Annotated in this window: 16 protein-coding genes, 1 tRNA gene and 1 pseudogene; 9 read left to right on the plus strand and 9 right to left on the minus strand. The window is 69.5% G+C overall.

Annotated features, from left to right (window positions below; genetic code table 11):
* Window positions 1-202: 202 nt before the first annotated feature.
* The 5 genes and pseudogenes from tmk (at window position 203) to ACZ6AA_RS15230 (ending at window position 8,991) form a co-directional block, all read left to right on the plus strand.
* Window positions 203-3,634 (plus strand): dTMP kinase, encoded by a 3,432-nt coding sequence (tmk, locus tag ACZ6AA_RS15210; protein ID WP_471458334.1) that lies wholly within the window; start codon window positions 203-205, stop codon window positions 3,632-3,634.
* A gap of 386 nt (window positions 3,635-4,020) precedes the next feature.
* Window positions 4,021-5,226, plus strand: a complete 1,206-nt coding sequence (locus ACZ6AA_RS15215) for a DNA polymerase III subunit delta' (RefSeq protein WP_468460213.1) — start codon at window positions 4,021-4,023, stop codon at window positions 5,224-5,226.
* A gap of 381 nt (window positions 5,227-5,607) precedes the next feature.
* The gene (locus ACZ6AA_RS15220) at window positions 5,608-7,170 is read left to right on the plus strand and encodes an alpha/beta hydrolase (RefSeq protein WP_471458336.1); all 1,563 of its coding nucleotides are present in this window, start codon (window positions 5,608-5,610) and stop codon (window positions 7,168-7,170) included.
* A 120-nt stretch (window positions 7,171-7,290) separates the two neighbouring features.
* Window positions 7,291-7,364 (plus strand) — tRNA-Thr (locus ACZ6AA_RS15225).
* A gap of 543 nt (window positions 7,365-7,907) precedes the next feature.
* Window positions 7,908-8,991, plus strand: a pseudogene (locus ACZ6AA_RS15230) (IS630 family transposase).
* A 91-nt stretch (window positions 8,992-9,082) separates the two neighbouring features.
* Here ACZ6AA_RS15230 and ACZ6AA_RS15235 read toward each other — a convergent pair.
* On the minus strand, window positions 9,083-9,259 hold the full coding sequence (locus ACZ6AA_RS15235; RefSeq protein ID WP_471458337.1) for a GNAT family N-acetyltransferase: 177 nt from the start codon (window positions 9,257-9,259) through the stop codon (window positions 9,083-9,085).
* Window positions 9,260-9,391 (minus strand): hypothetical protein, encoded by a 132-nt coding sequence (locus ACZ6AA_RS15240; protein WP_471458338.1) that lies wholly within the window; start codon window positions 9,389-9,391, stop codon window positions 9,260-9,262.
* A 221-nt stretch (window positions 9,392-9,612) separates the two neighbouring features.
* Between ACZ6AA_RS15240 and ACZ6AA_RS15245 the strand changes: the two genes are divergently transcribed.
* Both ACZ6AA_RS15245 and ACZ6AA_RS15250 read left to right on the plus strand, forming a co-directional pair.
* Window positions 9,613-9,783, plus strand: coding sequence for a hypothetical protein (locus tag ACZ6AA_RS15245; RefSeq protein ID WP_471458340.1), 171 nt, complete (start codon window positions 9,613-9,615; stop codon window positions 9,781-9,783).
* 345 nt (window positions 9,784-10,128) lie between these two features.
* Complete coding sequence (locus tag ACZ6AA_RS15250) at window positions 10,129-12,108, plus strand: DNA cytosine methyltransferase (protein ID WP_471458342.1); 1,980 nt, start codon at window positions 10,129-10,131, stop codon at window positions 12,106-12,108.
* Here ACZ6AA_RS15250 and ACZ6AA_RS15255 read toward each other — a convergent pair.
* Window positions 12,020-12,517: a very short patch repair endonuclease gene (locus ACZ6AA_RS15255; protein WP_471458344.1), complete on the minus strand. Its 498-nt coding sequence runs from the start codon at window positions 12,515-12,517 to the stop codon at window positions 12,020-12,022. The two genes, ACZ6AA_RS15250 and ACZ6AA_RS15255, sit on opposite strands and share 89 nt — an antisense overlap.
* Here ACZ6AA_RS15255 and ACZ6AA_RS15260 point away from each other — a divergent pair.
* On the plus strand, window positions 12,474-12,734 hold the full coding sequence (locus ACZ6AA_RS15260; protein WP_471458489.1) for a hypothetical protein: 261 nt from the start codon (window positions 12,474-12,476) through the stop codon (window positions 12,732-12,734). The genes ACZ6AA_RS15255 and ACZ6AA_RS15260 overlap by 44 nt on opposite strands.
* Window positions 12,735-12,801: 67 nt before the next feature.
* On the opposite strand, the gene ACZ6AA_RS15265 is transcribed toward ACZ6AA_RS15260, so the two are convergent.
* The 4 genes from ACZ6AA_RS15265 to ACZ6AA_RS15280 all read right to left on the minus strand — a co-directional run bounded on the left by ACZ6AA_RS15265 (window position 12,802) and on the right by ACZ6AA_RS15280 (window position 20,142).
* Window positions 12,802-14,811, minus strand: a complete 2,010-nt coding sequence (locus ACZ6AA_RS15265) for an AIPR family protein (RefSeq protein WP_471458346.1) — start codon at window positions 14,809-14,811, stop codon at window positions 12,802-12,804.
* Window positions 14,804-15,814: a PD-(D/E)XK motif protein gene (locus ACZ6AA_RS15270; protein WP_471458348.1), complete on the minus strand. Its 1,011-nt coding sequence runs from the start codon at window positions 15,812-15,814 to the stop codon at window positions 14,804-14,806. The genes ACZ6AA_RS15265 and ACZ6AA_RS15270 overlap by 8 nt, the downstream gene beginning before the upstream one ends.
* Entirely contained in the window at window positions 15,811-18,606 is a 2,796-nt protein-coding gene (locus ACZ6AA_RS15275) for a Z1 domain-containing protein (protein ID WP_471458350.1), read from the minus strand. The genes ACZ6AA_RS15270 and ACZ6AA_RS15275 overlap by 4 nt, the downstream gene beginning before the upstream one ends.
* Before the next feature lie 63 nt (window positions 18,607-18,669).
* Window positions 18,670-20,142, minus strand: coding sequence for an ATP-binding protein (locus ACZ6AA_RS15280; RefSeq protein WP_471458352.1), 1,473 nt, complete (start codon window positions 20,140-20,142; stop codon window positions 18,670-18,672).
* Window positions 20,143-20,437: 295 nt separating this feature from the next.
* Here ACZ6AA_RS15280 and ACZ6AA_RS15285 point away from each other — a divergent pair, with 295 nt between their 5' ends.
* Window positions 20,438-20,701: a hypothetical protein gene (locus tag ACZ6AA_RS15285; RefSeq protein WP_471458478.1), complete on the plus strand. Its 264-nt coding sequence runs from the start codon at window positions 20,438-20,440 to the stop codon at window positions 20,699-20,701.
* 971 nt (window positions 20,702-21,672) lie between these two features.
* Here ACZ6AA_RS15285 and ACZ6AA_RS15290 read toward each other — a convergent pair.
* Window positions 21,673-23,091, minus strand: a complete 1,419-nt coding sequence (locus ACZ6AA_RS15290) for a CHAT domain-containing protein (RefSeq protein WP_471458354.1) — start codon at window positions 23,089-23,091, stop codon at window positions 21,673-21,675.
* Window positions 23,037-24,809, minus strand: a complete 1,773-nt coding sequence (locus tag ACZ6AA_RS15295; RefSeq protein ID WP_471458356.1) for a hypothetical protein — start codon at window positions 24,807-24,809, stop codon at window positions 23,037-23,039. Before ACZ6AA_RS15295 ends, ACZ6AA_RS15290 begins: the two co-directional genes overlap by 55 nt.
* Between the last annotated feature and the right edge of the window lie 3 nt (window positions 24,810-24,812).

A 24,812-nucleotide genomic window follows, 5' to 3' on the forward strand; every position in this document is an offset into this window, starting at 1 on the left:
CTGACCCGGTCGGCCGATCCTGCTCATCCGGCTGATCCGGTCGGTGTGACGCGGCGTCGCGGTGCCTGATGAACAGGCGCCCCGGCGCCGCGTTTCCGTGCGCGGGCCCGGTGCGGCCGCTCCGGTGCAGGCCGGGCGCGTACGGGCGCGTGTGTTCGGGCGGGCACCGCGAGGAGGCTCGGCGTCCAGATAGGCTGGACGGATGACGCGTGCCGAACAGCCACCCGCCATGACCACGGCCCCCGATGACGCCCTGCTCGCGGACTCCCGCGAGCGTGCGGTGCGCGCCCTGCTGCGCGTACCGCAGCTGAAGCGGTTGTGGAGCGCGCACCTCGTCGGCAGCGTCGGTGACGCGCTCGCGCTGCTCGTCCTGGTCATGCTCGCCCTTCAAGCGGCCATCGCCGAGGGGGCGTTCGGCGACGGCTACAGAGGCGTCGCCATCGCGGTGACCGCCGTCTTCGGAGCGCGCGTTCTCGCGACCCTCCTCTTCGGAGCGGTCCTGCTCGGCCCGCTGACGTCCCTCACGTCGCCCGACGGCCCGCTCGACCGCCGCTGGACCATGGTCGGCGCCGACGGCGTCCGGGCCGCGCTGCTGATCTGCGCGCCCCTGTGGATCGACTGGACGCCGGACAACGCGCTCGCGATGCTGCTCGTCACCGCCTTCGTGACCGGTGTCGCCGAACGCTTCTGGACGGTCGCCCGGGAGAGCGCCGCGCCCGCGCTGCTGCCGGGACCGCCCCTGGAGGGCGCCACGGTGCGCCCCCTGCCCGACCACATGGACGCCCTGCGGCGCCTGTCGCTGCGTACGGGATTCGTGGCGCTGCCGCTCGCGGCCGTCGCGCTCGTCGCCGTCAGCCTCGTCGGCATCCTGCTCGGCGCCGGAGTCGACTGGTTCGAGCAGCACCAGGCGGGCCTCGGCTCGTTCCTCGCGGCCGGACTGTTCGCCGCGTCCCTGTCGATCGTGTCCGCCATCGAGCTTCCCGGTACGCACACGCCCCGCGCCCGCAGCCCCCTGGAGGGCCTGCGCAGGCCGCGTACGGGCAGCGGCACCGACAAGGGCCGCACCGGCGCGATCCCGCTCCTCGTGGCCGCCTGCACCGCCGTCGCCGGGGCCGTCGCCGCGGCCGTCGCGGTCGCCGTGCTGCACGCCAAGGACCTCCAGGGCGGGCCCGTCACGTACGGCCTGTTCGTCTTCGCGCTGACCGGCGGCACGGTCGCGGGCATCCGCGTCGCGCCCGCGCTGCTGCCGTCGCTGTCGCGCCGCCGGCTGCTGGCGCTCGCGATCACCGTCACCGGAGTCGCGCTGCTCGCCGCCGGACTCGTCCCCGACGTGACGACGGTCCTGCTGATCCTGGCGCTCGCCGGACTCGCCGCGGGCGTCGCCGCGAACCTCGGGCACGCGCTGCTCGACCAGGAGGTCGAGGACTACCGCAGGGCGCGCACCACCGAGCACCTCCAGGCCGTCGTACGCCTCTCCGTAGCGCTCGCCGCGCTCGTGGCGCCGCTGCTCGCGGCCGTCATCGGTCCGCACCGGATGGTCAACGGCAAGTTCGTGTTCGACCACGGCGGTGCCTCCTTCACGCTGATGCTGGTCGGCGCGCTGCTGCTGCCCGTGGCCGCGCTGGTCCTCGCCAAGGCCGACGACCGGCAGGGCGTGCCGCTCCGCCACGACCTGCGGGACGCGCTGCGCGGCGGCGACGACCCCGTGCAGGCGGCCGCCGCCTCCGGGTTCTTCATCGCCCTGGAGGGCGGTGACGGCGCGGGCAAGTCCACGCAGGCCGAGGCGCTCGCCGAGTGGATCCGCGCCAAGGGCCACGAAGTCGTCGTCACGCGCGAGCCGGGCGCCACGCCGGTCGGCAAGCGGCTGCGGTCGATCCTGCTCGACGTGTCGTCGGCCGGACTGTCCCACCGCGCGGAGGCGCTCCTGTACGCCGCCGACCGCGCGGAGCACGTCGACACCGTCGTACGACCCGCCCTCGCGCGCGGGGCCGTGGTGATCTCCGACCGGTACATCGACTCGTCCGTGGCCTACCAGGGCGCGGGCCGTGATCTGTCCCCGACCGAGGTCGCCCGCATCAACCGCTGGGCCACGGGCGGTCTCGTACCGCACCTGACGGTCCTGCTCGACGTGGCTCCCGAGGCGGCCCGCGAGCGCTTCACCGAGGCGCCCGACCGGCTCGAGTCCGAGCCCGCCGAGTTCCACGCGCGCGTGCGCTCCGGTTTCCTCACCCTGGCCGCCGCCGACCCCGGCCGGTACCTGGTCGTCGACGCGGCCCAGGAGCCGGAGGCCGTCACCACCGTGATCCGGCACCGCCTCGATGTCGTACTGCCCCTCTCCGAAGCCGAGGTGAAGGCCCAGGAAGAGGCCCGCCGCAAGGCCGAGGAGGAGGCGCGGCGGCGTGCCGAGGAGGAGGCCGCGCGCAAGGCCGAGGAGGAGCGCCTGGAGCGCGAGCGGCAGGAACAGCTCGCCAAGCTCCGCGCGGAGGAGGAAGAGCGCAAGCGGCGCGAGCTGGAGGAGGCCCAGCGCCGCGAGGCCGAGCGCCAGGCCGAGGAGGCCCGGCTGCGCGCCGAGGAGGCCCGCCGCAAGGCCGAGGAGGAGCGTGCGCGGGTCCTCGCCGAGGAGGCGCGGCGCAAGGCCGAGGAGGAGGCCCGCGCCGCCGAGGAGGAACGGCGCCGCCGCGCGGCCGAGGAACAGGCCAGGCTGCACGCGGAGGCCGAGGCCCGCCGGCTGGAGAAGCAGCGCAAGGCGGAGGAGGCGCTGCGGCGGGCCGAGGAGGCCCGGCTGTTGGCGGAGGCGGCTGCGGGGGCCGCGGAGTCGGTGGGCACTTCGGGGCCTGGGGGCGGTGCTGGGTCTGGCGGGGGCGCCGGGGCCGGTGGGGCCGGAGGGGTCGCCGGGGCTTCGGGTTCTGCGGGTTCTGGAGGTTCTGCGCGGGGCGCGGGGGCCGCGGCTTCCGGGAAGGCGTCGCTCGACAAGTCGGCCCGGAAGTCGCCCGACCGGGCCGGCACGCCGTCCGACGCGGTCGGCGCATCCCGTGACGAGGCCGACAAGTCCCGTGACTCGGCCCGCAAGGCGCCCGGTTCGCCGGGCGGGACGCCCGACAACGAGACGACCGTGCCCACGCCTGTGGTGAAGCCGCAGCCGCACGTCCCGGGTGCCGCCGATGAGACGGCTGTGCTGCCGCAGGTTCCGGAGGCCGGGGCCGCGGGGCGGCCCGGCGCGGGTCGTTCCGGCGGCGCGCCCGGCGAGTCCGACGTGACCGCCGAGCTGCCGAAGGCGACCGTGCCCGGTGCGGCCGACGAGACGGCGGTCCTCCCGGCGGTGGGCAGCGAGCCCGCGGCGGCGCGGGACGGGCGTGCGGAGACCGTGGCGGACAAGGTGCCGCCGGGCTACTTCCGCGACGAACGGCCGGGCGACGGCCACTCCGCCGGGGACCGGTCGGGCGAGGCGCTGCGGGGTCCCAACGACCGTACGCGGGAGCTGCCGCAGGTCGACGAGGACGGTACGCCGCGGCAGCGCCCGCGCCCCGACTGGGCCGAGGAGACCCCGCTGGACGACCTGCCGTCGCTGGCGGACGAGCTGCTCGGGTCGCATGAGGACGACGATGTGGACGAGGGGCGGCGCCGGGGGCGCTGAGGTGCCCCGCCGGGGGCGCTGAGGCGCAGTGCGTCCGGGTAGTCCGGGGCTGGGCCCTCGCGGGGCGCCCCAGTCCCGCCCCTCCTCCGGCTGTGACATTGCGCGGCTCCGCCGCGCGGGGGCTGCGCCCTTGGACCCTGAGGGTGGGTGTCCCGTTGCCGTGGGACGGTCCGCCGCGATCGGCCTGCGGCCTCGTCCTCAAACGCCGGGCGGGCTGAGAACCTCGCCCCCGCCGGGGGCGCCGTCCATGCTCGGCCCGGCATCGGCCCAGCTCAGGGCCGCCGTGGGCGGTGTTGTCAGTGGGGTGCCCCACAATGAGTCCGACAGTGCGAAATGGGACGTACGCCGAGGGGTGGTGTGCGTCGGTAGGGCAAAGGCGGTGACCCATGCCGGTATGGGACGACCTGGTGGGCCAGGAGAAGGTGAGCGGGCAGCTCGGCGCCGCCGCCCGTGACGCCGACGCGCTCGTCACCGCCGTCGCGGCCGACACCCCGCTGCCCGAGTCGTCGAAGATGACGCACGCCTGGCTGTTCACGGGCCCGCCCGGCTCCGGCCGGGCCGACGCCGCCCGTGCCTTCGCCGCCGCCCTGCAGTGCGTGAGCCCCGACCGCGCGCTGGGCGGCGAGCCCGGCTGCGGCTTCTGCGACGGCTGCCACACGAGCCTGATCGGTACGCACGCCGACGTGGAGGTCATCCGCACGGACCTGCTTTCGATCGGCGTCAAGGAGACCCGCGACCTGGTCCGCCGCGCCCAGCTGTCCCCGGCCGGAGGCCGCTGGCAGGTCATCGTCCTGGAGGACGCGGACCGCCTCACGGAGGGCGCGGGCAACGTCCTCCTGAAGGCAGTGGAGGAACCGGCCCCCCGTACGGTGTGGCTCCTCTGCGCCCCCTCGCTGGAGGACGTGCTGCCCACCATCCGCTCCCGCTGCCGCCACTTGACCTTGCGTACGCCCTCGGTGGCGGCCGTCGCCGACATGCTGGTCCGCCGCGACGGCATCGACCCGACCGCCGCCGCGGCCGCCGCCCGCGCCACCCAGGGACACATCGGCCGCGCCCGCCGCCTCGCGACCGACGAGCGCGCGCGGGAGCGCCGGGCCGCCGTCCTCAAACTGCCGCTGCGCGTCGGGGAGATCGGCGGCTGCCTGAAGGCCGCGCAGGAGTTGATCGACACGGCGGCGGAGGAGGCCAAGCAGGTCGCCGAGGACGTCGACGTCAAGGAGACCGAGGACATGAAGGCGGCGCTCGGCGCGGCCCAGGGCGGCAGGATGCCGCGCGGCACGGCGGGCGTGATGAAGGAGTTGGAGGACAAGCAGAAGCGCCGCAAGACCCGTACGCAGCGCGACAGCCTCGACCTCGCCCTCATCGACCTGACCGGCGTCTACCGAGACGTCCTGGCCCTCCAGTTGGGCTCCCGCGTCCCGCTCGCCAACACCGAGGTGCAGGACATGCTGGAGCGCATGGCACGGGAGACGTCGCCCGAGTCGACGCTGCGCCGCATAGAGGCGATCGGCGCGTGCCGCACGGCGCTGGACCGGAACGTGGCGCCGCTGCTGGCGGTGGAGGCGATGACGGTGGCGCTGCGGGCGGGCTGAGGAGCCGCCGGGCGCGGGGCGACGGTGCGCCGAGCGCGGGAGGCGACGCGCGCCGACCGCAGACGGCGACCGTGCACCGCCCGCAAGGAGTGGCTGTGCCCCGCCCGTAAGGAGTGACTGTGCCTCGCCCGTAAGGAGTGACTGTGCCTCGCCCACAAGAGGTGACCGCGACAGCCGGTTGACCGCCTCACCCATACGGGCACGCAAAGTGATTCAACAACTCCATAGAGTTAGTCTCGCGAGATGGAAACCTCCCTTCCCCGAGCCAACGCCCCCGCTCGAGCAGGAGAGCCGGAACGGCAGCCCCAAGGGCGGCAGACCCGAGACCGCACCGGTGCGCGCATCCGCGCCCGCCGCCTCCGCCACGGCTGCCTGGCGTTCATGGCCGTAGGCCTGCTCATCTCCGGCTGTTCGTCGGCGAGTTCGTCGACGGACGTGGTCATGGACGAGCTGCCTCGCGCCACACCGAAGGAACTCGCGTCGTACTACGCCCAGAAGCTTCGCTGGCGCGACTGCGGGGTGCCAGGGTTCCAGTGCGCGACGATGAAGGCGCCCCTGGACTACGCCAAGCCGGAAGCGGGCGACGTGAAGCTGGCGGTGTCGCGCAAGCGGGCGACGGGGGGAGCGGACGGCAAGAGCGGCAGCCGCGCCAAGGGTGCCGCCGACGCCAAGCCCGGCGGCCGCCTCGGCTCGCTGCTCGTGAACCCGGGCGGCCCGGGCGGCTCGGCCGTCGGGTACCTCCAGTCGTACGCGGCACTCGGCTACCCGGAAAAGGTCCGCGCCCGGTACGACATGGTGGCGGTCGACCCGCGCGGCGTCGCCCGCAGCGAGCCGGTGACCTGCCTGGACGACCGCCAGATGAGCGCGTACACACAGACGGACACCACGCCCGACGACCGCCGCGAGACGGACCAACTGGCCGCGTCGTACAAGAAGTTCGCGGCGGGCTGCAAGCAGCGGTCCGGGAAGCTGCTCGGGCATGTCTCCACCGTGGAGACCGCCCGCGACATGGACATCCTGCGCGCGGCACTCGGCGACAAGAAGCTGACGTACGTGGGCGCCTCGTACGGCACCTTCCTCGGGGCGACGTACGCCGGCCTCTTCCCCGACCGCGTCGGCCGTCTGGTCCTCGACGGCGCCATGGACCCCTCGCTGCCCGCGCGCCGGATGAACCGCGACCAGACGGCGGGCTTCGAGACGGCGTTCCAGTCGTTCGCGAAGGACTGCGTGCGGCAGCCGGACTGCCCGCTCGGCACCAAGAGCGCCGCGGACGCGGGCAAGCACCTGAAGGGCTTCTTCGCGAAACTGGACCGCGCCCCACTGCCGGTCGGCGACACCGGCCCCGCCGACGGCCGCAAGCTCGGCGAGGCGCTGGCCACGACCGGCGTGATCGCGGCGATGTACGACGAGACGTCCTGGCCGCAGCTGCGCGACGCGCTCGCCGCGGCCATGAAGGACAAGGACGGCTCGATGCTCCTGGCCCTCTCCGACAGCTACTACGAGCGCGACGGCGACGGCTCGTACTCCAACCTCATGTACGCCAACACCGCCGTGAACTGCCTCGACCTGCCGCCGTCCTTCACCTCGCCCGAGGATGTGCGCAAGGCGCTCCCCGACTTCGAGAAGGCCTCCCCGGTCTTCGGCGAGGGCCTGGCCTGGTCGGCCCTGAACTGCACGTACTGGCCCACGAAGGCCACGGGCAAGCCGCACCGCATCGAGGCCAGGGGCGCCGACCCGATCATCGTCGTCGGCACCACCCGCGACCCCGCCACCCCCTACCGCTGGGCCAAGGCCCTCGCCTCCCAGCTCGCCTCGGGCCGCCTCCTCACCTACGAGGGCGACGGCCACACCGCGTACGGCCGCGGCAGCCGCTGCGTCGACGAGACGATCAACACCTACCTCCTGACGGGCCGAGCCCCCAAGAACGACAAGCGCTGCACATAACCCCAGCTCAGCGCCCCGCACCACCCTCCCGACCCCCGCCTCGCAGGGGTGTACGGAGCACCCCCGGAAACTGTGTAGACTTGGCGTCGTTGCTGATCGCACCATAGGTGCGGGACGCGCGCCGCCTTAGCTCAGATGGCCAGAGCAACGCACTCGTAATGCGTAGGTCTCGGGTTCGAATCCCGAAGGCGGCTCAGTAGAACCCCAGGTCAGGCCCCTGACCTGGGGTTTCTTGTATTCGTTAGGCTTGAAAGCCGGGCCAATCGGACACCTGGGGCCTACGCATTGCAAAGCGTAGGCCCCAGGTTGAGCTTTCTTGGCCCTATGGGCACAGCGCGCTTCTGACCTGGCTTTTTCCTGCCTGGGCAGCCGGTCGGGGCCGTGCAGTGGGCCGCGGTGGACGACTGGTGGACAGGCGTGCTTGATGCTCCGTCAGGGGCTACCGCTGCCGTCCTGGTGAAGGTGAAGTGAGGCCTTCTCCGATGTTGGAAGATCGGTGGCATCGAGACTGTTCAGTCGTCACAAACCTCACGGGCGGGTCCGCCCCGGAGGTGGTTACGTCTCGGAGCGGACGCAGGAGCTGAACCAGCGGGTGTTGAAGGAGCGGCTGCGTGATCGAACCGGCTTCCTCGGGCGGGAGACCGACCTCGCCGCGCTTGACGAGGCTATTACTGACCTTCTGGATGTGATGTCGCGGCGGCTGACAAGCTGCGGTTGTCGCGGGTAGGCCTTGTCATATGAGGTACCCGCAAGGGGGCGGTCTGATCGCGGAGCGACGGGCGTTTCGGGAGCACATCCGGATGCAGGCGGCCGAGTTGTTCGCCCTGGGGCACGACAATGCCGCGGTCGCCAAGCAGTTGCGCGTCAGCGTGCGATCGGTACAACGGTGGCACCAGGTATGGGAACAGGGTGGAAGGTCAGCCTTGGGGTCGAGGGGACCGGCGTCCAGGCCCAAGCTGAGTGAGACACTGTTTGAGGTGCTCGAGCAGGAGCTGGCCAAGGGGCCGGTAGCGCACGGCTGGCCGGACCAGACCTGGACGCTCGCGCGGATCAAGACGCTGATCGGGCGCCGGTTCCACAAGAGCATGACGCTCTCAGCCATCGCGTAGATGCTGCACCGACACGGCTTCAGCCACCAGGTCCCCGCCCGCCGCGCGGCAGAGCGCAATGAGGAAGCCGTCACCGGCTGGGTGAAGGAGACCTGGCCACAGGTGGAAACACCGTGGTCGGCGCTCGGGGCCTGGCTCTGCTTCGAAGACGAAGCCGGCTTCTCGATGACGCCGCCGACCACCCGCACCTGGGCCAGGCGCGGACACACACCCGTCATCCGGGTACGGGGACGCTCCCAGTGCCGCTTCTCCATCGCTGCTCTGGCCTGTTATAAGGAGGGCGAACGCTCCCGTCTGATCTACCGGTCCAAGCGGCACGTCGATCACAAGTGGGCGCGGCAGACGTAGTTTCACCTGGGCCGATTATCGCGAGCCGCTGACCGCCGCCCACCAACAGCTCACTGCGCCGATCGTGCTCGTATGAGACAACCTGAACGTGCACAAAGACGCCCGGATGAAGGCGTTCATCGACGCCCACGACTTGATCACTTGCTACTTCCTGCCAGCCTATGCACCCGACCTCAACCCTGTCGAGGGCATCTGGTCACTGCTACGACGCAGCAGCCAGGCCAACACCGCCTTCACCGACCCCGACCACCTGATGCGCGCCCTTCGGTACGGACTCCGCCAAATCCAATACCGCAGCAACCTTGTCGACGGATGCCTCGTGGCCACCCGTTTAAGACGTAACGCGCAAATCATCACCCCATAGAGGGCAGATGGATCAGTCCTGCGTCCGTCGGGCGGAAGCCACATGCGTCGAAATGGAAGTCTCGCAGCCTGGGCTCGAAGTCAACGTGCAGTCACTCGCACCCCGACGCACGCGCACGGGCCGCCGCCAGACGGACAACTGCTGTCCCGATACCGCGATGCTGGTGCGATCCCCGAGTCTTTGTGTCGATCAAGAAGGCGTGGTCTCCACCGTCCCAGGCCACGTTCACGAAACCGACAAGGACTCCCTCGCCATCACGGGCCCCCACTCAGCCGAGGCTGTGCTCATTGACCTTGCTCCACCAGCCGACAACGGCGTTGCCGCCATGGGAGCGGACAAGGTCGACCATCTCCTCGTCAGTGATTGGGTCGCGCCATGAGTAAGAGATCGCTCCATTCATCCCGCCAGCGTCGCCGACCAGCCTCCAGAGCGATAACACGCCTACAAGCTCAGTAGGGCCCTTGAACGGCAGATCGCGTTACTCGAAGCCGTCACGACGGCCGACGGTGACGCGGTCGAGACGGCACCGATCCCTCTGGTACGCCCCCGAGGTCGTTGAGGCGGCCTCAGAGCGGGAAGCAGAAGTCGGCAGCGAAGGGGCGCTCCCGGCTGTCGGGAGGCGTGTTCCTGCTCATGCACAACCACGCGGGCCCGTTCGCGTATCCGACGGATTCCAAGCGCACGCTGGTCAGTACGGAGACGGACGACATCTCACGCTACGCCCCACCAGACAGCGAGCCGACTGCTGACAGGAGCATCGGCCCCGTCCTGTCCATGCCGCCGAACGACTGACGTCCGTCGCGATCTCTTGCCGCTGCGAGGGGTGAATTCGGCCGCGGTCCGTTCCCTGCGCCACGAGTCCCGTGTTGAACCTGTGGCTCCAGAGAAAGAACGCCAGGACGGCCCCGCAGTAGTGATCTTGGCCATGCGGATCCGTACTATTGTTCGCTACGGATGAGGCTAAGGTCGTGTATCAGCCGCACGGGCCGGTTGCCCCGTAATATTCTCGGGATGCCTGCGGCGTCCTACCGGTCGGCCTCGGTCTTTTTGGCAGGCGGAACAGCGGTCCCTTGATCTTGCCAGCAGAAGCATGTTCTCCTGGTGCTCGTTCTACTCGTCGGTGTGGAGGTTCGTACTGTGACCAAGCAGTACTACGGCGTACCTCTGGAACGAAGCGACCAGCTGAAGCTCCCGGCTAACCGCAACAGCTGCAAGCCCGAGAAGTTCGCCGACTGGCTGGAGGGCTACGGCAAGGGACGGCGACTCGCCGTCGACCTGTTCTCGGGGGCGGGTGGGCTCAGCCTCGGTCTCCAGCGAGCCGGCTGGACCGTGGCGGCGTCCGTGGACTCCGACGAGCGCGCCTTGGAGACGCACGCCAAGAACTTCCCCGGGATGAGCCTCCGAATGGACCTCGGCAAACCCGAGGTGCGAGACGAGCTCGAAGCCTTTCTCAAGCCCGCAGAAGGCAAGATCGATCTCGTTGCGGGTGGCCCTCCCTGCCAGCCGTTCAGCCGGGCCGGACGCAGCAAGATCCGCAGCCTCGTGAAGCACCACGGCCGTGATCCGGAGGATCACCGCAGGGAGCTCTGGAAGGCGTACCTTGACGTCGTGAAGCGGCTGCGTCCGCGCGCCGTGCTGATGGAGAACGTGCCCGACATGGGGCTCGGCGACGACTTCATCGTGATCCGCACGATCGAGCAGGAGCTCGAGGAGCTCGGATACGCCACTCAGGTGCGTCTCGTCGACGCGTGGCGCTACGGTGTTCCTCAGCATCGCAAGCGGCTGATCCTGCTGGCGCGGAACGACGTGGAGCGGTTCGACTGGCGTTCCGAGAGCGAACGGCGCACCACACTGCGCGACGCCATCGGCGACCTCCCCGTGCTGCCGGTCAAGGCCAGGGAGAAGGTTGGTGACCGGACGTGGCAGTACAGCGAGCCCGATGAACTGTCGTCCTTCGCACGGGAAATGAGGAAGCGCGCGCCGAAGGAGCACGTCTGGGATCACATGACCCGCAGGGTCCGGGAAGACGACTGGCTGACCTTCGACAAGATGACCTCGAAGTCCCTGTACTCGGACGTTGACCCGGAGCTCCGGCGCTACAACGCCGAACAGTTCACGGACAAGTACAAGAAGCTGGACTGGGGCGACCTCAGCAGGTCGATCACCGCGCACATCGCCAAGGACGGCTACTGGTACATCCACCCGGAGCAGAACCGGACCCTGACCGTTCGCGAGGCGGCGCGGATCCAGACCTTCCCGGACCGGTTCCGCTTCGCCGGGACGCGCAGTGACGCCTTCCGGCAGATCGGCAACGCGGTTCCCCCGCTGCTCGGGCAGGCGGCTGCCGAGGCTCTGCTGCCCGTGGGCGGGGACGAGTCGGCCGAGGGCGGTCTTCAGCCCTACTGGCGGACGGTGCGTGAGGACCTGACCAAGTGGGCGGCGGAGCGTCGAGGGGGAGCCGACTGGTTCCAACTGCCCGGGGAACGCATGTCACCGTTGCAGGCCACGGTGGTCGCGCTGCTGTCCGGAACGCGTCTGCAGTCGGCTCAGCTCGCCAAGATGGTCGCTGCGGTCAAGGGACGTACGACCCTGACGCAGACCGCGTACCGGGCCCTGCTCGACGCCGCACCCACCGAGTCCGCGCGATCGCGGGTCGACCGGCTCGCCGTCGTTCTGGACGAGCCGGAACTGTGGAACGACGCCGACGCCATTCCGAAGCAGCTGAAGATGAAGCCCGCCGAGGCAACCCTGTATCAGCTGCTGACGGGGAAGGACCTGCTGTGGATCGGACAGGCCGCACTACGCGTGGCCGCCAGGCTGAACGGCAGTGACTCCGACCGAACGAACAGGCTCAGCGACGGCCGGGTCAACCTGGTGAAGCTCGTGGGAGCAGGCGAGGAAGCGTCTCTGCGCATGGCGGCCCTGCGCCTCATCGGGAACACCGTCTGCCGGTCCAGAGAGCCGCTTTGCGTCGAGTGCCCCCTAGCTCGGTACTGCGTCGACAAGGACAACGTCGCCAGCGACCTGTTCACTGACGCGATGAGCGGGGAGCGCGGCAGGGACTCGGTTCCCGCCCAGGCTCGCGGAACCGGTCGTCGCACCGCAGCGCGACGCTGAGCGCGGCGCGTTCGGCGTCCGCGCGGATCTCACACTCCCCGACGCGCACCACCGTCCAGCCAGCGTCCGCTGCTGCGGCGGTGTTCCTGCGGTCTCGTTGTCTGTTCGTCTCGATCTTCTCCGCCCAGCGGCTGGCGTTCAGCCCTCCGAACGTGGTGGGGCCGTGTACGGGACACCCGTGCCTGAAGCATTCGTCGACGAACACGGCAACCCTGTACCTGGGCAGGACGAAGTCGGCCGTGCAGCGAGGGGCGACCTTGCGTTGGAGGCGGAACCGCAACCCAAGGCCGTGTACGGCACGCCGTAGCGACACCTCCGGTGCGGTGTCCCGTGTGCGACGGCCGCTCAGGTACCGACTTCTGTCAGTGCTGACCCGACCGGTGCTCGTCGACTTCTCATCCGATGCCATGCTCGTGATCCAAGACCGTGTGCTGCTCTTGGACGGGGAGGGTGCCACAATTCTCCCCACGATTCAGGAACCCGCTGAGATCGGGATCGACGAACAGGGCAGGGTGCAGCTCTCGCTCGGGCTGCTCGCGGAGGTGGGGATCACGCCGGAGCCAAACTCGTGGCGTTCAGCGACGGAGACGGTCGCATCGTTCTCCGCCGCCACGAGGACGCCGTGAGTGACCTGTTGGAGCGTGGTCACCTCTAAGATCCTCCGAACCGTCGCACGGAGGTGGCCGTGCGACGCTACGGACTCGGGGTGAACCCGAGCGACAGGGCTTCGTTGCGCACGTGCAGCGCTTGGACCGCCTGCGGCTCGGGGATCTCTTGGCCCAACTCCAGGCGTCTGCCGACGAACTCGGCGAGCTGTCGTTGCCAGGGCTCGAGGTTCCGAGTCTCCTTCGCCCATTGCTCGACGGCGTACCACTCGTCCGCGGGGACCGCCGCCACCTCGTCGGAGGTGCCCTCGCGCACGCCGGTTCCTCCCGCGAGGGCCTCCTCGTCCAACGGGTCCTCGCGCAGCTCCTCCTCCAGCGAACGGGGGACCGCCCAGCGGATCTTGGACACGGCGTCCCAACATGCGACCTTCTTGGCCCATTCGCCCACGTGATTGCCCTCACGTGGCGAGATGACGACCCTCATCACCTGTGGGCAGAGGTCGTCGATGGCGGTTTCAAGCGCCGGCGAGATCGTCTGCTCCCGCCAGATACGGTCGAGGTCGATCCGGCAGTTGGTGGCGAGGGACAGACGGGCGAGCGTGTAGGTCGTGATCATGCTCTTGTAGCTGCCTGCCTCGTGGGACGCCGCCACGCGGTCCACGGCCCTAAATAGGATGCCCATCGCGATGGCGCGTTGGCAGTACTGCACGTTGACGTGTGGAGGCACCTCGTTGATCCGGACCATGAATGAGGAGAAGTTCTTCTGTGCTCCCCTGCTCACCTGGAACGGGAGCTGGTTCCAGGAGTTGACGTACTTGGCGAGGTCAGCCTTGGTGAACTTCAGTCGCGGCGGGTTGAGCGTCTTGAAGGCGCGTTGTCTCGCAGGAGTCCGGGCCTGTGCCACTGCGTCGGTGTACTGGCCGCGTGCACGTTCGTAGAACCAGTGAGTCTCCTGGCCGCTTCCGTCCGTGGCCGGAGCCCAAAGTGACCGGGTGATCTGTTGGACGGCCACGTGGTAAACGTGGTTCGAGCTGAAGTCGACGAGCGTCACCCGGTTCTGTGTGTTGGAGTACTCGGAGATCAGGGGGACGATCTCCGGAAGTCGCTCGGGCGACACCTCGGTGAGCTTCATCTGCACTGAGACGTTCGACAGGTCCGCCTTGTCCCGGCTCTCCGCGTAGTGCAGGGACGCGGTGGTCTGGCCTCCGTTGACCACCTGTATCCCGTGGACACGGGATATGCCGGTGGGGCGACCGTCCGGCCCATGGACGAACTCCACCTTCGCCGCCGTCGCCGTGATCCCGTTGTTGTAGGCCAGGAACTTTCCCGGGGCGTTGAGCAGGGTGTCCCTGATACCGCGGTTCACGGCACCGCGCGCCTGCAGGAACGAGCGGACGTTCAGTTCGAGCAACCGGGGCCCGTACTCGCCGTATAGCGACGCCAGCCGCTGGCCGGGGATGACAGCCATGGTCACCGAGTGATCCGGATCGCTGCTCGGGGCGGAGACACAGGGCAGCGGTGGGTCGAACGAGACCACGATCGGTTCGCTGACGCTGCCGGACGTCGCGTGCCGGTGGAGCCGCGCCAGGTCCCACACCTCGTGGGTCACGGGGAGGTTGTCGAAGTCGGTGGGCGGGACCGCGGCGCCGGTGCTGACACGGTTACTGAGGAGGAAGAGCCTGATGCACCTCACCTCGGTGAGGGCCTTCTCGACGGCCGTGCACATGTCGTAGACGTCGAAGGACGGGTCGATGTCCCGCCGTAGTCCGTCGCGACAGCGCCTGATGAAGCTGAGGAGCCGTCGGAAGGCGGTCTCGGTGTCGCTCTTCGAGAGCTTGGACTCCAGGGGGTCTAAGTGGAAGTCCGTGACGAACAGGTCCAAGCACTCGCCCGACTCACCCACACCGTATCCGTGCACGAGATGGCCGTGTGCCATGTGGTACGCGGTGAAGGTGTTGGCTGCGATACCGGCTTCTTCCAGGTCGTCGAGGACCTTGCGGGTGAACGCCTCCGGGGTCGTGGTCCGCTCGGCGTCGGCGGCCGCCTGGACGTCCGCGACGAGGTCGCGGGAGTACGCGGACAGGTCGAGGTCAGGCATAGGGCCCCTTGATGAGTTCGGTCACCTCGTCGGCGGTGGCACGGAAGCGGTCGAGGCCGGAGGTGCTCACGTGGTACGAGCAGTCCCCGACGCCGTCGGGGAGGTCAGACTCGACAATTCTCGGGAAATCCTCCCGAACGTGCCAGAAACGCAGGTCGCGGAGGGTGTAGCGGGGCTCGTCATACAGCTCGTGCTGGCCGGGCAGGTACCCGACCTGGATGAGGCGTCCGTCGAGGCGGGCTCGTACGGCGGGGCTGGTGAGCCGCTCCCGTATCTCATTCACCAGCCTGTTCAGGCTCGCCCCGGTGCCGCCTCGTCGTTCGTCAAGCAAGGTGAGTGCCAGGAGGAGGGCGGGGGTGCCGGTGTCGTCCAGCTGCCGCTCGCTGGTGACGCGGAGACCCCGCGGGCGCTTGGCCGTGCTGGCCTTCGTCTCGATCGCGACCCGGGGCATCTGGAAGTCTTGGTTGGCTCCGCTCGGTCCGGTCCACGCCCCCACGGCCTCGGCGGGGTCGAGGACGGAGAGAAGGTGATCACGCAGTACCAGGAGCTCGCCGACCAAGCCGCGACGTGCCTCGGGTCCCAGGCCGTCCCTGCTGACTGCACGTAGGAGGTCCTGCCACCTCTCGAACCGGTCGACGGCCGCTGTCAGGGCGGCCGCGGCCTCCGGGGCGCTCCGGACGGTGTCCGCCACGTCACTGACGAGCGGGTTGAAAACCTCCCTGAGCTCGTTCGCGGTGAGGATCACCTGAAGTTCGTACTCAAGGCGGGACACGGCGCTGAGGTGCATCTCGAAGCCGGCCGCCTTCGGCAGCTTTCCCACCGAGCGCACGATGTGGTCCGCCGAGTGCGCGTCGGTTCGGAGCACGAGCATCCGTTGGTGCCCGGGATGGGTGACCGACAGGAAGACGTCCAGCGGCGCCTCCGGGTGCAGCCGGAGCCTGGACCGTCCCGGAGTGCCCTGCGGAGCCTCCAGTTCCTGCCATTCCTCCTCGGTGACGGTCACTCCGAGTCCTCCTCGTCGTCGACGTCGTCGTCCAGCCCCTCCTGCTTCCAGATGCTGTTCACGACATACTCGGTCTCCGCTTGGTGCTCGGAGCGGGGGAAGTTAACCTGGAAACCCACGAGCGGGGGGTGCTGCGCGGAGATCTCCCGCTCCGCGAGGTCGACCAGGTAGATCAGCAGCAGTGCCTGGTCCGGACGGCGCTGGTGGCGCAGGTGCTCACCGGAGGGAGCCCGGGGGACCTTCACCTTCTTCTTCTTCTCCGCGGCCTTCTGCGTGTTTTCCAGGGCTGTGCTCACCTGGTCGGGGTCGAGACCGGTCTGTTCATCCTTGGGGCTGACGAGACGGCGGATGATGTAGCGCCCGTCGGTCTTGTACCCGGGGTCGTTGATCGGGGCCCTGGACACGGGGCCGATCTTCCGGTTGGCGACTTCCTGTGTCTCCTCCGTCGCCGCCTTTCCGACCAGACGCACCGTCCATTCGGACAGCTCGTTCACGTTGGCGCACTTGTCGATGTACTTCGCGATGAACCGCGGCCGCACCCGCGCGGCCATCGAGTCGGTGACGTACTTTGAAAGGAACTCCGAGACGGCCTCGCGGGGGACTCCGGTCCAAATCACGCTCCCGCCCGGGGCCTCGGGCTCCGGTGCCGAAGTGCTGTCCATGCGCCGGACGAGGTCCCCCAAGAGCTTCAGGTTGTTCTCACGCACCCTCTTGGAGAGATTGAAGAGCGTCGTCTCGGGCCCTTCCCCGGAATAGCTCAACCTCACCGGAGTGCCCTGGCGCATCTTGTTGGGAGCGGTGATGGTGAGGCCGAGGGAGGAGGCGCGAACCTTAAACCCGAACTGGCTCGGTGTGAGGTTGAGCGCCGCCATCTCCTCGACCTCACGCCGTAGTTCGTCGGTCGCAGCAGTCACCTCGACGTACTTGGCCTGAAGCGCCGGGGTCGTGTACAGCCGGCACAGGTCCTCGTAGCCGGGCCTGTAGCCGAACCAACGGCCCATCTGGAGCAGCGTGTCGTAGGTGTTGGACGTCCGGAGGTAGTAGCTGACGGTCAACCCCTCAAGGGTGAGCCCCCGGGAGAGCTTCTGACCACCGATGGCGATCACCCAGAAACCGTTTCTGCGGTGCTCGTAGTACTCGAGCGCGTCCCGGGACGCGCCGTTGACGGTCCTGACCACGATCTTGCGCAGAGCCGACTGGACGTGTTCGGAGACCTCCTCCCAGCTCAGCGGCTCGACCTCGCCCGTGGGGAACTGGTCGGTGGTGGGGACGAAGTCCCGCTCCCAGAGGGTCCGGAACTCGGCCGTCGTCTGCTGGGAAGCCTGCCCGTGGCGGTCACGCAGGGAGTCCTTGAGGAAGCCCAGGTAGTCGAACACCTGGTCATGGATGATCCGCTGGACCGCAGTGAACCGTGTGACGTGTACCAGCATGGAGTTGTGCATCCGCGCCTGTCCCCTGGCCTTCCTGGCCGCACACGCGAGCACGAACGAGGCGATCGCCTCGCGCAGCGACAGCGGAAGGTCATCGGAGGGGCCGAACGAGGACTTGTGCTTGCTCGGGATCCAACGCTCGGCGTCGTTCACGGACCGCAGGAGCGGCAACGGGGCGACGTCCTCCTCGTCCTCGTCGTCGACTTGGAGGCCGAAGACGCGTTCCGGGCCGAGGTAATTGGACGGAGAGGGGAGGGCGCGGATGAAGCTATCGGGAAAGAGGTCCGCGCCGAAAGTCGGGTGCTCGACGTCGGGGTCGATGTAGATGTTGGCGAACGGTGTCGCCGTGTACCCGACGCACGCGGACTTGTCGAAGGTCCGCATGAGCTCCCGGATCGCGCCGTTGGTCCGCGTCGGGTCGGCCTCGGGGTCGCGCTTCGTGTTGACGGAGGCGTTGTCGGCCTCGTCGTCGATGACGAACAGGGGGATGTCGCGGATGACGGTGCGGCCGGTCTCGTCCTCGGTGCCCTTCACTTCCTTGACCCAGTTGCGCAGGTACTCAAGGATCTTCCAGTGCTTCTTGACCACGAGGACGACCGGGAAGTGGCCCAGGCGAACGGAGTTGAAGGCGTTGGCCGCGGAGCGACCGAAGTCGCCCTTCTCCGAGCTGTTGGTGGGTGAGGCGATGTCCAGCCGCTTGGCCCCCGGCATGCGTCCAGCGCCCATACGGCTGCCCGCCTCGTTGGACCGCTGCTGGTGCTGGGAGTCGAAGCCGAGCAGACCCTCGTCGACACGGAGCTGGGTCTGGCTGCGCAGGTCGTTGTGAATGCCGGCGAGGATCACCACGAGCTGGTACCCCGCGTCCACGGCCTTCGAGGCGAGCCCGATGTACTGCCCGGTCTTCCCGGACTGCACCTGCCCGATCACGAGCCCCGTCCGGCGCCAGGAACCATCACGCCGGGGGTCCTCGAGCTGGCTGAGTACCTCGTCGGTGCTCTGGTCCAAGCGGCGCACGACCGCGGGCGGCAGGTTGCGCACGTCCTCCAGGTAGCGGCGGTAGCGCTCCCAGAACTCCCACTCACGGTCGTTCTTGGCCTCCGGCAGCCAGGGTTCATGTTTCGTCGTGTCCCCGTCGTCCAAGCCGGAGGACCCCTCCTGGAAGACCGCCGTGACCTGTTCGATCTCCTTGGCGAGCCTGTCCCTGTCCAGCACCTCTCCTTGGCCGGCCAGCATCCCGAAGATGACGGTGACCGCGTTGTCGACCTCCTTGGGAGACGGCTGACGGTCCTGAGAAAACATCGCCAGGACCAGGCGCTTCGCCTTGGCGAGGGACTCGTCGACTTCCTCGGGGACGGGGTTCACAACGGACCTCCGGGTGGACTGGAAGGGTATCGAGCAGGGTAGAGGCGACCACTGACAACGGGGTCACGTGTTCCAGAACCCCTGCATCTGGTCGAAGGGAGGCATCGTCCTCAACCGCTCCCGGGCTGCGGCGGGAGACCGGCCGTCGAGGATCATCACCTCGTAAATCCGCTGTGCGACCTGGGCCGTCTTGGCGTCGGCCGGTCCGGGACCGCCGAAGGGTTCTGGATCGTCGACGGTGTCCGTCTCGTGCAGAACCCGTAACGCGGTGACGGGCACCGTCTCCTCCAGCAGATGGATCAGGGCTTGCACGTCCCGTGCCTCGCCGCCGCGCCGCAACAGCGCCGTCACGAGGGGGTGTTCACGGTTGATCCGACAAGTGACCTGGTCGTCCCGGCGTCCGACCTTCCAGGCATAGGCGAACGGGTCGCCGTGGGTGCGTGCGGCGATCTGCCCGCGGTGCCGGAGCACGTCGGCGGCCTGCCCGCGTGCGCGCAGGGCGATGCGGCGGAGGTGGGGGCGCAGACCGACGGGCGGAACTACGCTGGACTTGCGGACGTCGACTCCCCATTCAACGTCCGTCTCCACGGGGATCTCCACGGCGATCCGCGCCAGGTTGTACTTCTCCTCGCGGCGTAGGCCCTTCTGCCCGAGCCAGTCACCGGCCAGGATCAGCCGGTCCCGGCGATAGACGTAGAACCCCTGCTGGTCCAGCCACCCACGTGGGCCCGCGGCCTTCTCGTACTCCTCGTCGGTCAGACGCTGGGCGCTCGGCAACACGAACGCCTCGACCCTTACGCGCCCGGAGCCGAGCACGAGGGTTTCGGGAGGCAGGGGCAGCACGGAGGGATGACCCGACAGGAACGGGTCCCACGGCTCGACGACGTCACCGGACACACGGATGAAGCGCCGTCGGCTGCCGACCAGGAAGCGTGCGAACACCATTCCCAGGTGTGCCCCGACGCGGTCCACCTCAGCATAGAACTGCTTCTGGGTCTGCTCGTCGTCCTCCGTCACGCCGTCCACGCGGTACCCGTTCAGGCGCCGCCACAACACGATCGTCCCGTGGCCCGCTGTACCCCTGATCCTGGTCAACAGCTCGGTCGTCTCGTCGTCCGCACCGTGGAGGAGGCGCCACTCGCCGAACTCCTCGACGACGTCGAGATCCCACGTACGCACGTGCCACTCCCCCGACCTGGCGGTGGCGACGGTAAGCTGTCTGGCCTGGGAGAACGACGCGGACTTCAAGCCGACGCCGAACCGTCCCAGGTCGGTGGGGCTCCGTGGCGTGGAGGGCCCCCGCGCGGCCACTGTCATCGCCGTGGCCAGTTCACCGGCGTCCATGCCGTTGCCGTCGTCGACGACCGCGACCCACGAATCCAGTCCAGCCCACGTGAACTCGACGTCGATGTTCCGTGCGTTCGCGGAGACACTGTTGTCCACGAGGTCGGCGATGGCCGCAGGGAGGGAGTAACCCAGGGAACTGAGCGAGGCGATCATACCCGCCGGTTCCGGGGCCGCGATGTCGTACGTCATGGGTTGTCCCGGCTCTGCTTTCCCCGTGTGCGAGTCGCTGCCGGGAACGATGCTGCCGCGGAACCCGGCTGTGCGGAGTGGACGCCGTTATGGTGGTCAACGTGTACACCGTCGAGTCCACACGCCCGTTGATCGTACTGGAGCCGTGACCGGGCGATCCGGGGTTCCGCGGATCGCGTTCCCGGTGAGCGGGCAGGAAAAAAAGGATCGAGTTGGTAGCAGAGTTCCTCCAGCGGCTGCCTGTGGCGACCGAATGGGGCCGGTGCTGCATCGGGACGATGTGGCGGCCGGCAAGATGGAAGCCCTGTTCTCCCGGGCCGAGGTCCGTGACTTCATCGACGTCGACACCCTCATCCAGGCCGAGTACTCGCGGGAGCGGTTGATCGAACTCGCAGCCCAGTGGGACGCAGGCTCGACAGGGCCGTCTTGGCTCAGATGCTGGCCGGTGTCGGTCGATTCAGCGACCGGTAGTTCCTGGTGTACGGGTGGATCAGGCCCGGGCCGTCGGCATCCGCGTTGCCGTTTCTTGGGGCATGAAGCTTGCCGAGGTCAAGAGTGAGTCGGCCGGAGTGTGTGCTCGCGACTGACGATGTCTGGTCGGGTGGGCGGGAAACCTGGGATCGGTAGAGGGGCGGGTGGGGGACCGTTCGGGGATGGATGTTCAGGGGAGCTTGGGGTTGTGGTGGGTGGTGCCTGGGGGGATTGCGTTGGTGGGGTATGCGCTGTCCCTGGGTGGGGTTACTCGGGTGCAGCGGGCTGTGTGGGGGGTGGGGACTGTGGTGGGGGTGCATCCGCCTGGGCATGGGGAGTCCAAGCGGGGCGGGATCGCGGTGACCGTGGCGTTCTGGGATCCGGGGGTGGGGCGGGAGGTGCGGGTGCGGCATGCGGGGGAGCGGGGGCATGTTGTGTATGCGGCCTGGGTGGGGCAGGAGGTTTCGGTGTGGTTTCCGCGGGGGCGGCCTGAGCGGGTTCGGGTGTTGGTGGATGTGGAGGGGGAGACTCGGGGGCTTGGTGCGCCCAATTGTTTGGTGGGGTTGATGGTGGTGGGGTTGGTCGTTCAGGCGTTTTTTGTTTGGGGGGTGGGGGTTGGGTTTCTCGGGATTGGGGGGTTGTTGGGTTTGGTCGGGGGGCTTAGTCCGGATGTTCGGCATGCGCGGGAGCGAGGGGAATTGCTCGCGGGTGCTGTCGCCGTTCCTGGGCGCGTGGTCGCTGTCAGTCGGGATGTCTACACCGATGGGGAGGGTGAGGAGATCGTCAATCACGCTCCTGTTGTGCAGTTCGCCACGCTTGAGGGTGTGCTCGTCACCGCGCTTTGCCGGGAAGGCATTGCGAAGCCCCGGTCTTCCCTTGGGTGTTGTGTTGTTGTGCATTACGCGCCCGGTGATCCTGCTGTTTTCACGCCCGATCTCGAACATGATCGGCGGGAGCGTGCCGCTGCCGTTCGGTTCATTTGGGGCTTGTTCGGTGCGGGGGTTCTCGCTGTTGCGGTCGGGGTTGTTTCGCTTGTGTGGCCGGGGGTGTGGGGCGCTCTTAGTTGATGATGTTGGTCAGGGACGCCCAGAGGAGGGGGGTGTGCTCCGGGCTGTGCGTGGTGCGCCAGTGGTTCAGTTGGGTGTGCTGCCAGCGGGTCAGTGTGCGGATCGGGTCGGTGTGTTCGTGGGCCGCGTCCACCGCGATCACCGCCTCTGTGAGGGGGCGTACTGAAGTCGGTACGGCCGCCAGGCTGTGGAACGCGAAGCTCGTCGGCAGGGACCAGCGCGTCGCCGTCACCAGGTGCGCGCCGTTGTGAATCATCGCCGTGGCCAGGCCGAACGACTCCGTGAAGCGGAGATCGCCGCCGCTCTCGCACGCGATCAGCGCCACCCGCGGGGGCGCCGGCCACAGATGTGCCCCCGGCACCCCGTCAGGACGGAGCGGGAGCGTGCCCAGGAGCAGGTCCTTCGCCGACAGCGGGCGGTGGGTGCGGATCGGCGGCGTCAGGCCCGTCGTTTCCGGGCCGCAGGTCAGGTGGAGCGTCACGTCCTCGCTCTGGCCCGCCTCCAGCGGCGCGCCGCTCACATGGCCCACGTACAGGAGGCGGCGCGCGCCCTCGCGCAGCACCTCGCTCAGCCAGTCGCGGTCCAGGTCCGTGCGGCGCAGCGCCTCGGCGGGGGTCGAGACCGGGGGTGCGATCGGGCCCGCGTCCATGTGGTCCTGGATCAGGGCGAGGACGGCCGGGTCCGTGCCCGGGGGGCCCAGGACCGAGCCGAGGGCGGAGTCCGCCCGGAAGCCGGGGATCCGGGGGTCGAGGATGAGGATGGTGGGGGAGCCAGCAGTGGCAGGTGTGGTGGAGGAGCCAGTAGTGGCAGGTGTGGTGGGGGAGTTGGGGGTATTGCCGCGTAGGGAAGCCGGGGTCGTCGTGGCTATGTCCGCCACGTCCAGCAGGCGGGTGTCCGTCGTGGTGCCGGGCGCGTCAAGGGCCAGGAGTTCCCAGGGGACCTGGGCCACCCGCGGTGAGGGCTGGAGGCGTATCAGGGGGCGGCCGCGGTGGGCCGACACCTGGCGGATCTGGTCCGTCAGGCCCGGGGGCCACAACGCCTCGGCCAGTACGCGTGCGAGGCGCCGCTCGTCCTCGTACGTGGCCAGCGCCCCGGACTCGAACGCGCGCCGCATGCCCTCCGCGCCGCCGCCTCTGCCCCCGTCCGGCCCCCTGCCCCCGTCCGGCCCCCTGCCCCCGTCCACCCCACCGCCCCCGCCCGGCAGCGCCGCCGTCAGCGCGCCCACCGCCTCGTCCACCTCCCGCTCCGGGGCGTACCCCGTGCCGAAGCCCTGGGCGCCGGTGGTCCACGTCCACGTCATGTGGAGGTCGCCCGCGTCGGCCAGGCGGACCTGGACCACGGGGCGGTGCGCTTCGGTCAGGTCGTCGTCGACGGCGGCCAGAACGGCACCTCTTCCTCGCTCACGATCCACCGGTGATAGCGGAACTCGGCTGCCTGGATGTACTCCTGGAGCGCGATGCGGCCCGTCTCCGCCGACATCAGGATCCGGGGCGGGGGCGCGACCCGCAGGCCGGCCGACGCGGCGGCATCGGCCGCCACGCCGCCCAGCGTCAGCGGGGCCTCGGAGGCGCGTTCGGCGGTGGGCTGGCTGAGCGGGTACGTCTTCATGGCCGAGTCCGGGAAGATCGGCGCTGTGCCGGGGGTGGAGGGTGGCGTGCGGTCCGGGCGGTCCGATGGGTCTGCGCCGCCTGCGCGCCCCGCACCACCCGCGCGATCCCCCCGGCTCAACGCCAACGACGCCCCCGCGCACCGATGTTCCACCAGCTCGAAGATCAGCCCCTGGTCCCCGGCGCGCAGGGCCAGGCGGAACGCCAACCGCATGGCCTCGTCCGCGAGTTGATGCCACTGGCTGCGGGCGTGCGCGCTGGCGAAGTCGTAGCGGGCCGCCTCCAGGGTCAGGGCGGCGGGCAGCGCGAGGGAGAGCGCGTTGGCGAGGGACGTGCGCTCGTGCTCGCCGTGGTCGGTCCGGTTCAGGTTGTCCTCAAGGGTCTTCGCGAGCATGAGGTCCACCTGCGCGCAGCGCTCGTACACGCCGCGCTCCTGGTACGCGTCCCGCGCGCCCTGCGCGAGCCGCTTCATCTCGTCGATGTCGCCCCGTTCGTACGCGTGCCGGGCGCCCATCAGCATCGTGTCGGCGGCGGCGACGGCCGCGCCGAGGCGTTCGAAGCGGGCCAGGCTCGACGCCGTCAGGTCGTGCGCGTCGGCGGTGTCGCCGCGCCACGCCGCGAGGGCGGCGCGGGCCTGCTCGCAGACCGCCAGGTCCTCGAACTGGCCCTGCCGTTCGAAGACCGCGGCGGCCTCCGCGTACAACTGCTCAGCCCGGTCGAACTCTCCGGCGCGCATCGCCGCGTACGCCCGGTGGGAGAGGAGCTGCTGCTGCCCCGAGGCGTGACCGAGCGCCCGATAGCCCTCCTCCGAGCGGGCGAAGCAGTCCTCCGCCAGCTCGAAGCGCTGCGTCGAGGCGCAGATGACGCCCAGGCAGTCCAGCAGGTGCGGCCCGATCGCGGGTGTCGTGGCGAGGAGCGCCGAGGCCAGTTCCTCGGCCGCGCCCCACTCGCTCCGGTCGAGCAGCAGGTGTACGCGGGCCAGACCGACCTCGGCGCCGCGCAGCCCCTCGGGGTCCGTGAACTCGGGCAGGAGGGCCGCCGCCTCGTCCGCTGTGGCCTGCGCCTCGTCCAGGTTCCCGGTCCTGCGCAGCAGTTCGGACCTGGCGAGGAGCGTCTTGAGCAGGACCTCAAGCCACAGTTGGCGGCCGCGCGGGCCCATCGGGGCGGACGCCACACCCCGGACCAGGCCGAGGGCCCGCTCGATGGAACGGGTCGCGCCGGGCAGGTCGGTGGCGGCGAGCTGGACGGACCCCAGGTCGGAGAGGAGATGGCCGCGCAGGAGCCGTACGTCGGGGGAGTCGTCGATCGACTCGGCGAGGGCGAGGAGTTCGGCGTAGACGGCTTGGGCGGCGGGGAGGTCGGCGGTGAGCTGGTGGTGTTCGGCGAGGGCGAAGCCGGTGTCGAAGGGGTCGCCATAGCTCAGGGGGGCGGTTGGGGCTTCGGCTTGCTCCGCTTGTGCGGGTTCCTGCGCTTGTGCGCCTTGCCGCGCTTGGGCTCCTTGTTCCGCTACGTCTTCCGGCATGCG

The sequence above is a fragment of the Streptomyces sp. NPDC040610 genome, assembly GCF_055594065.1.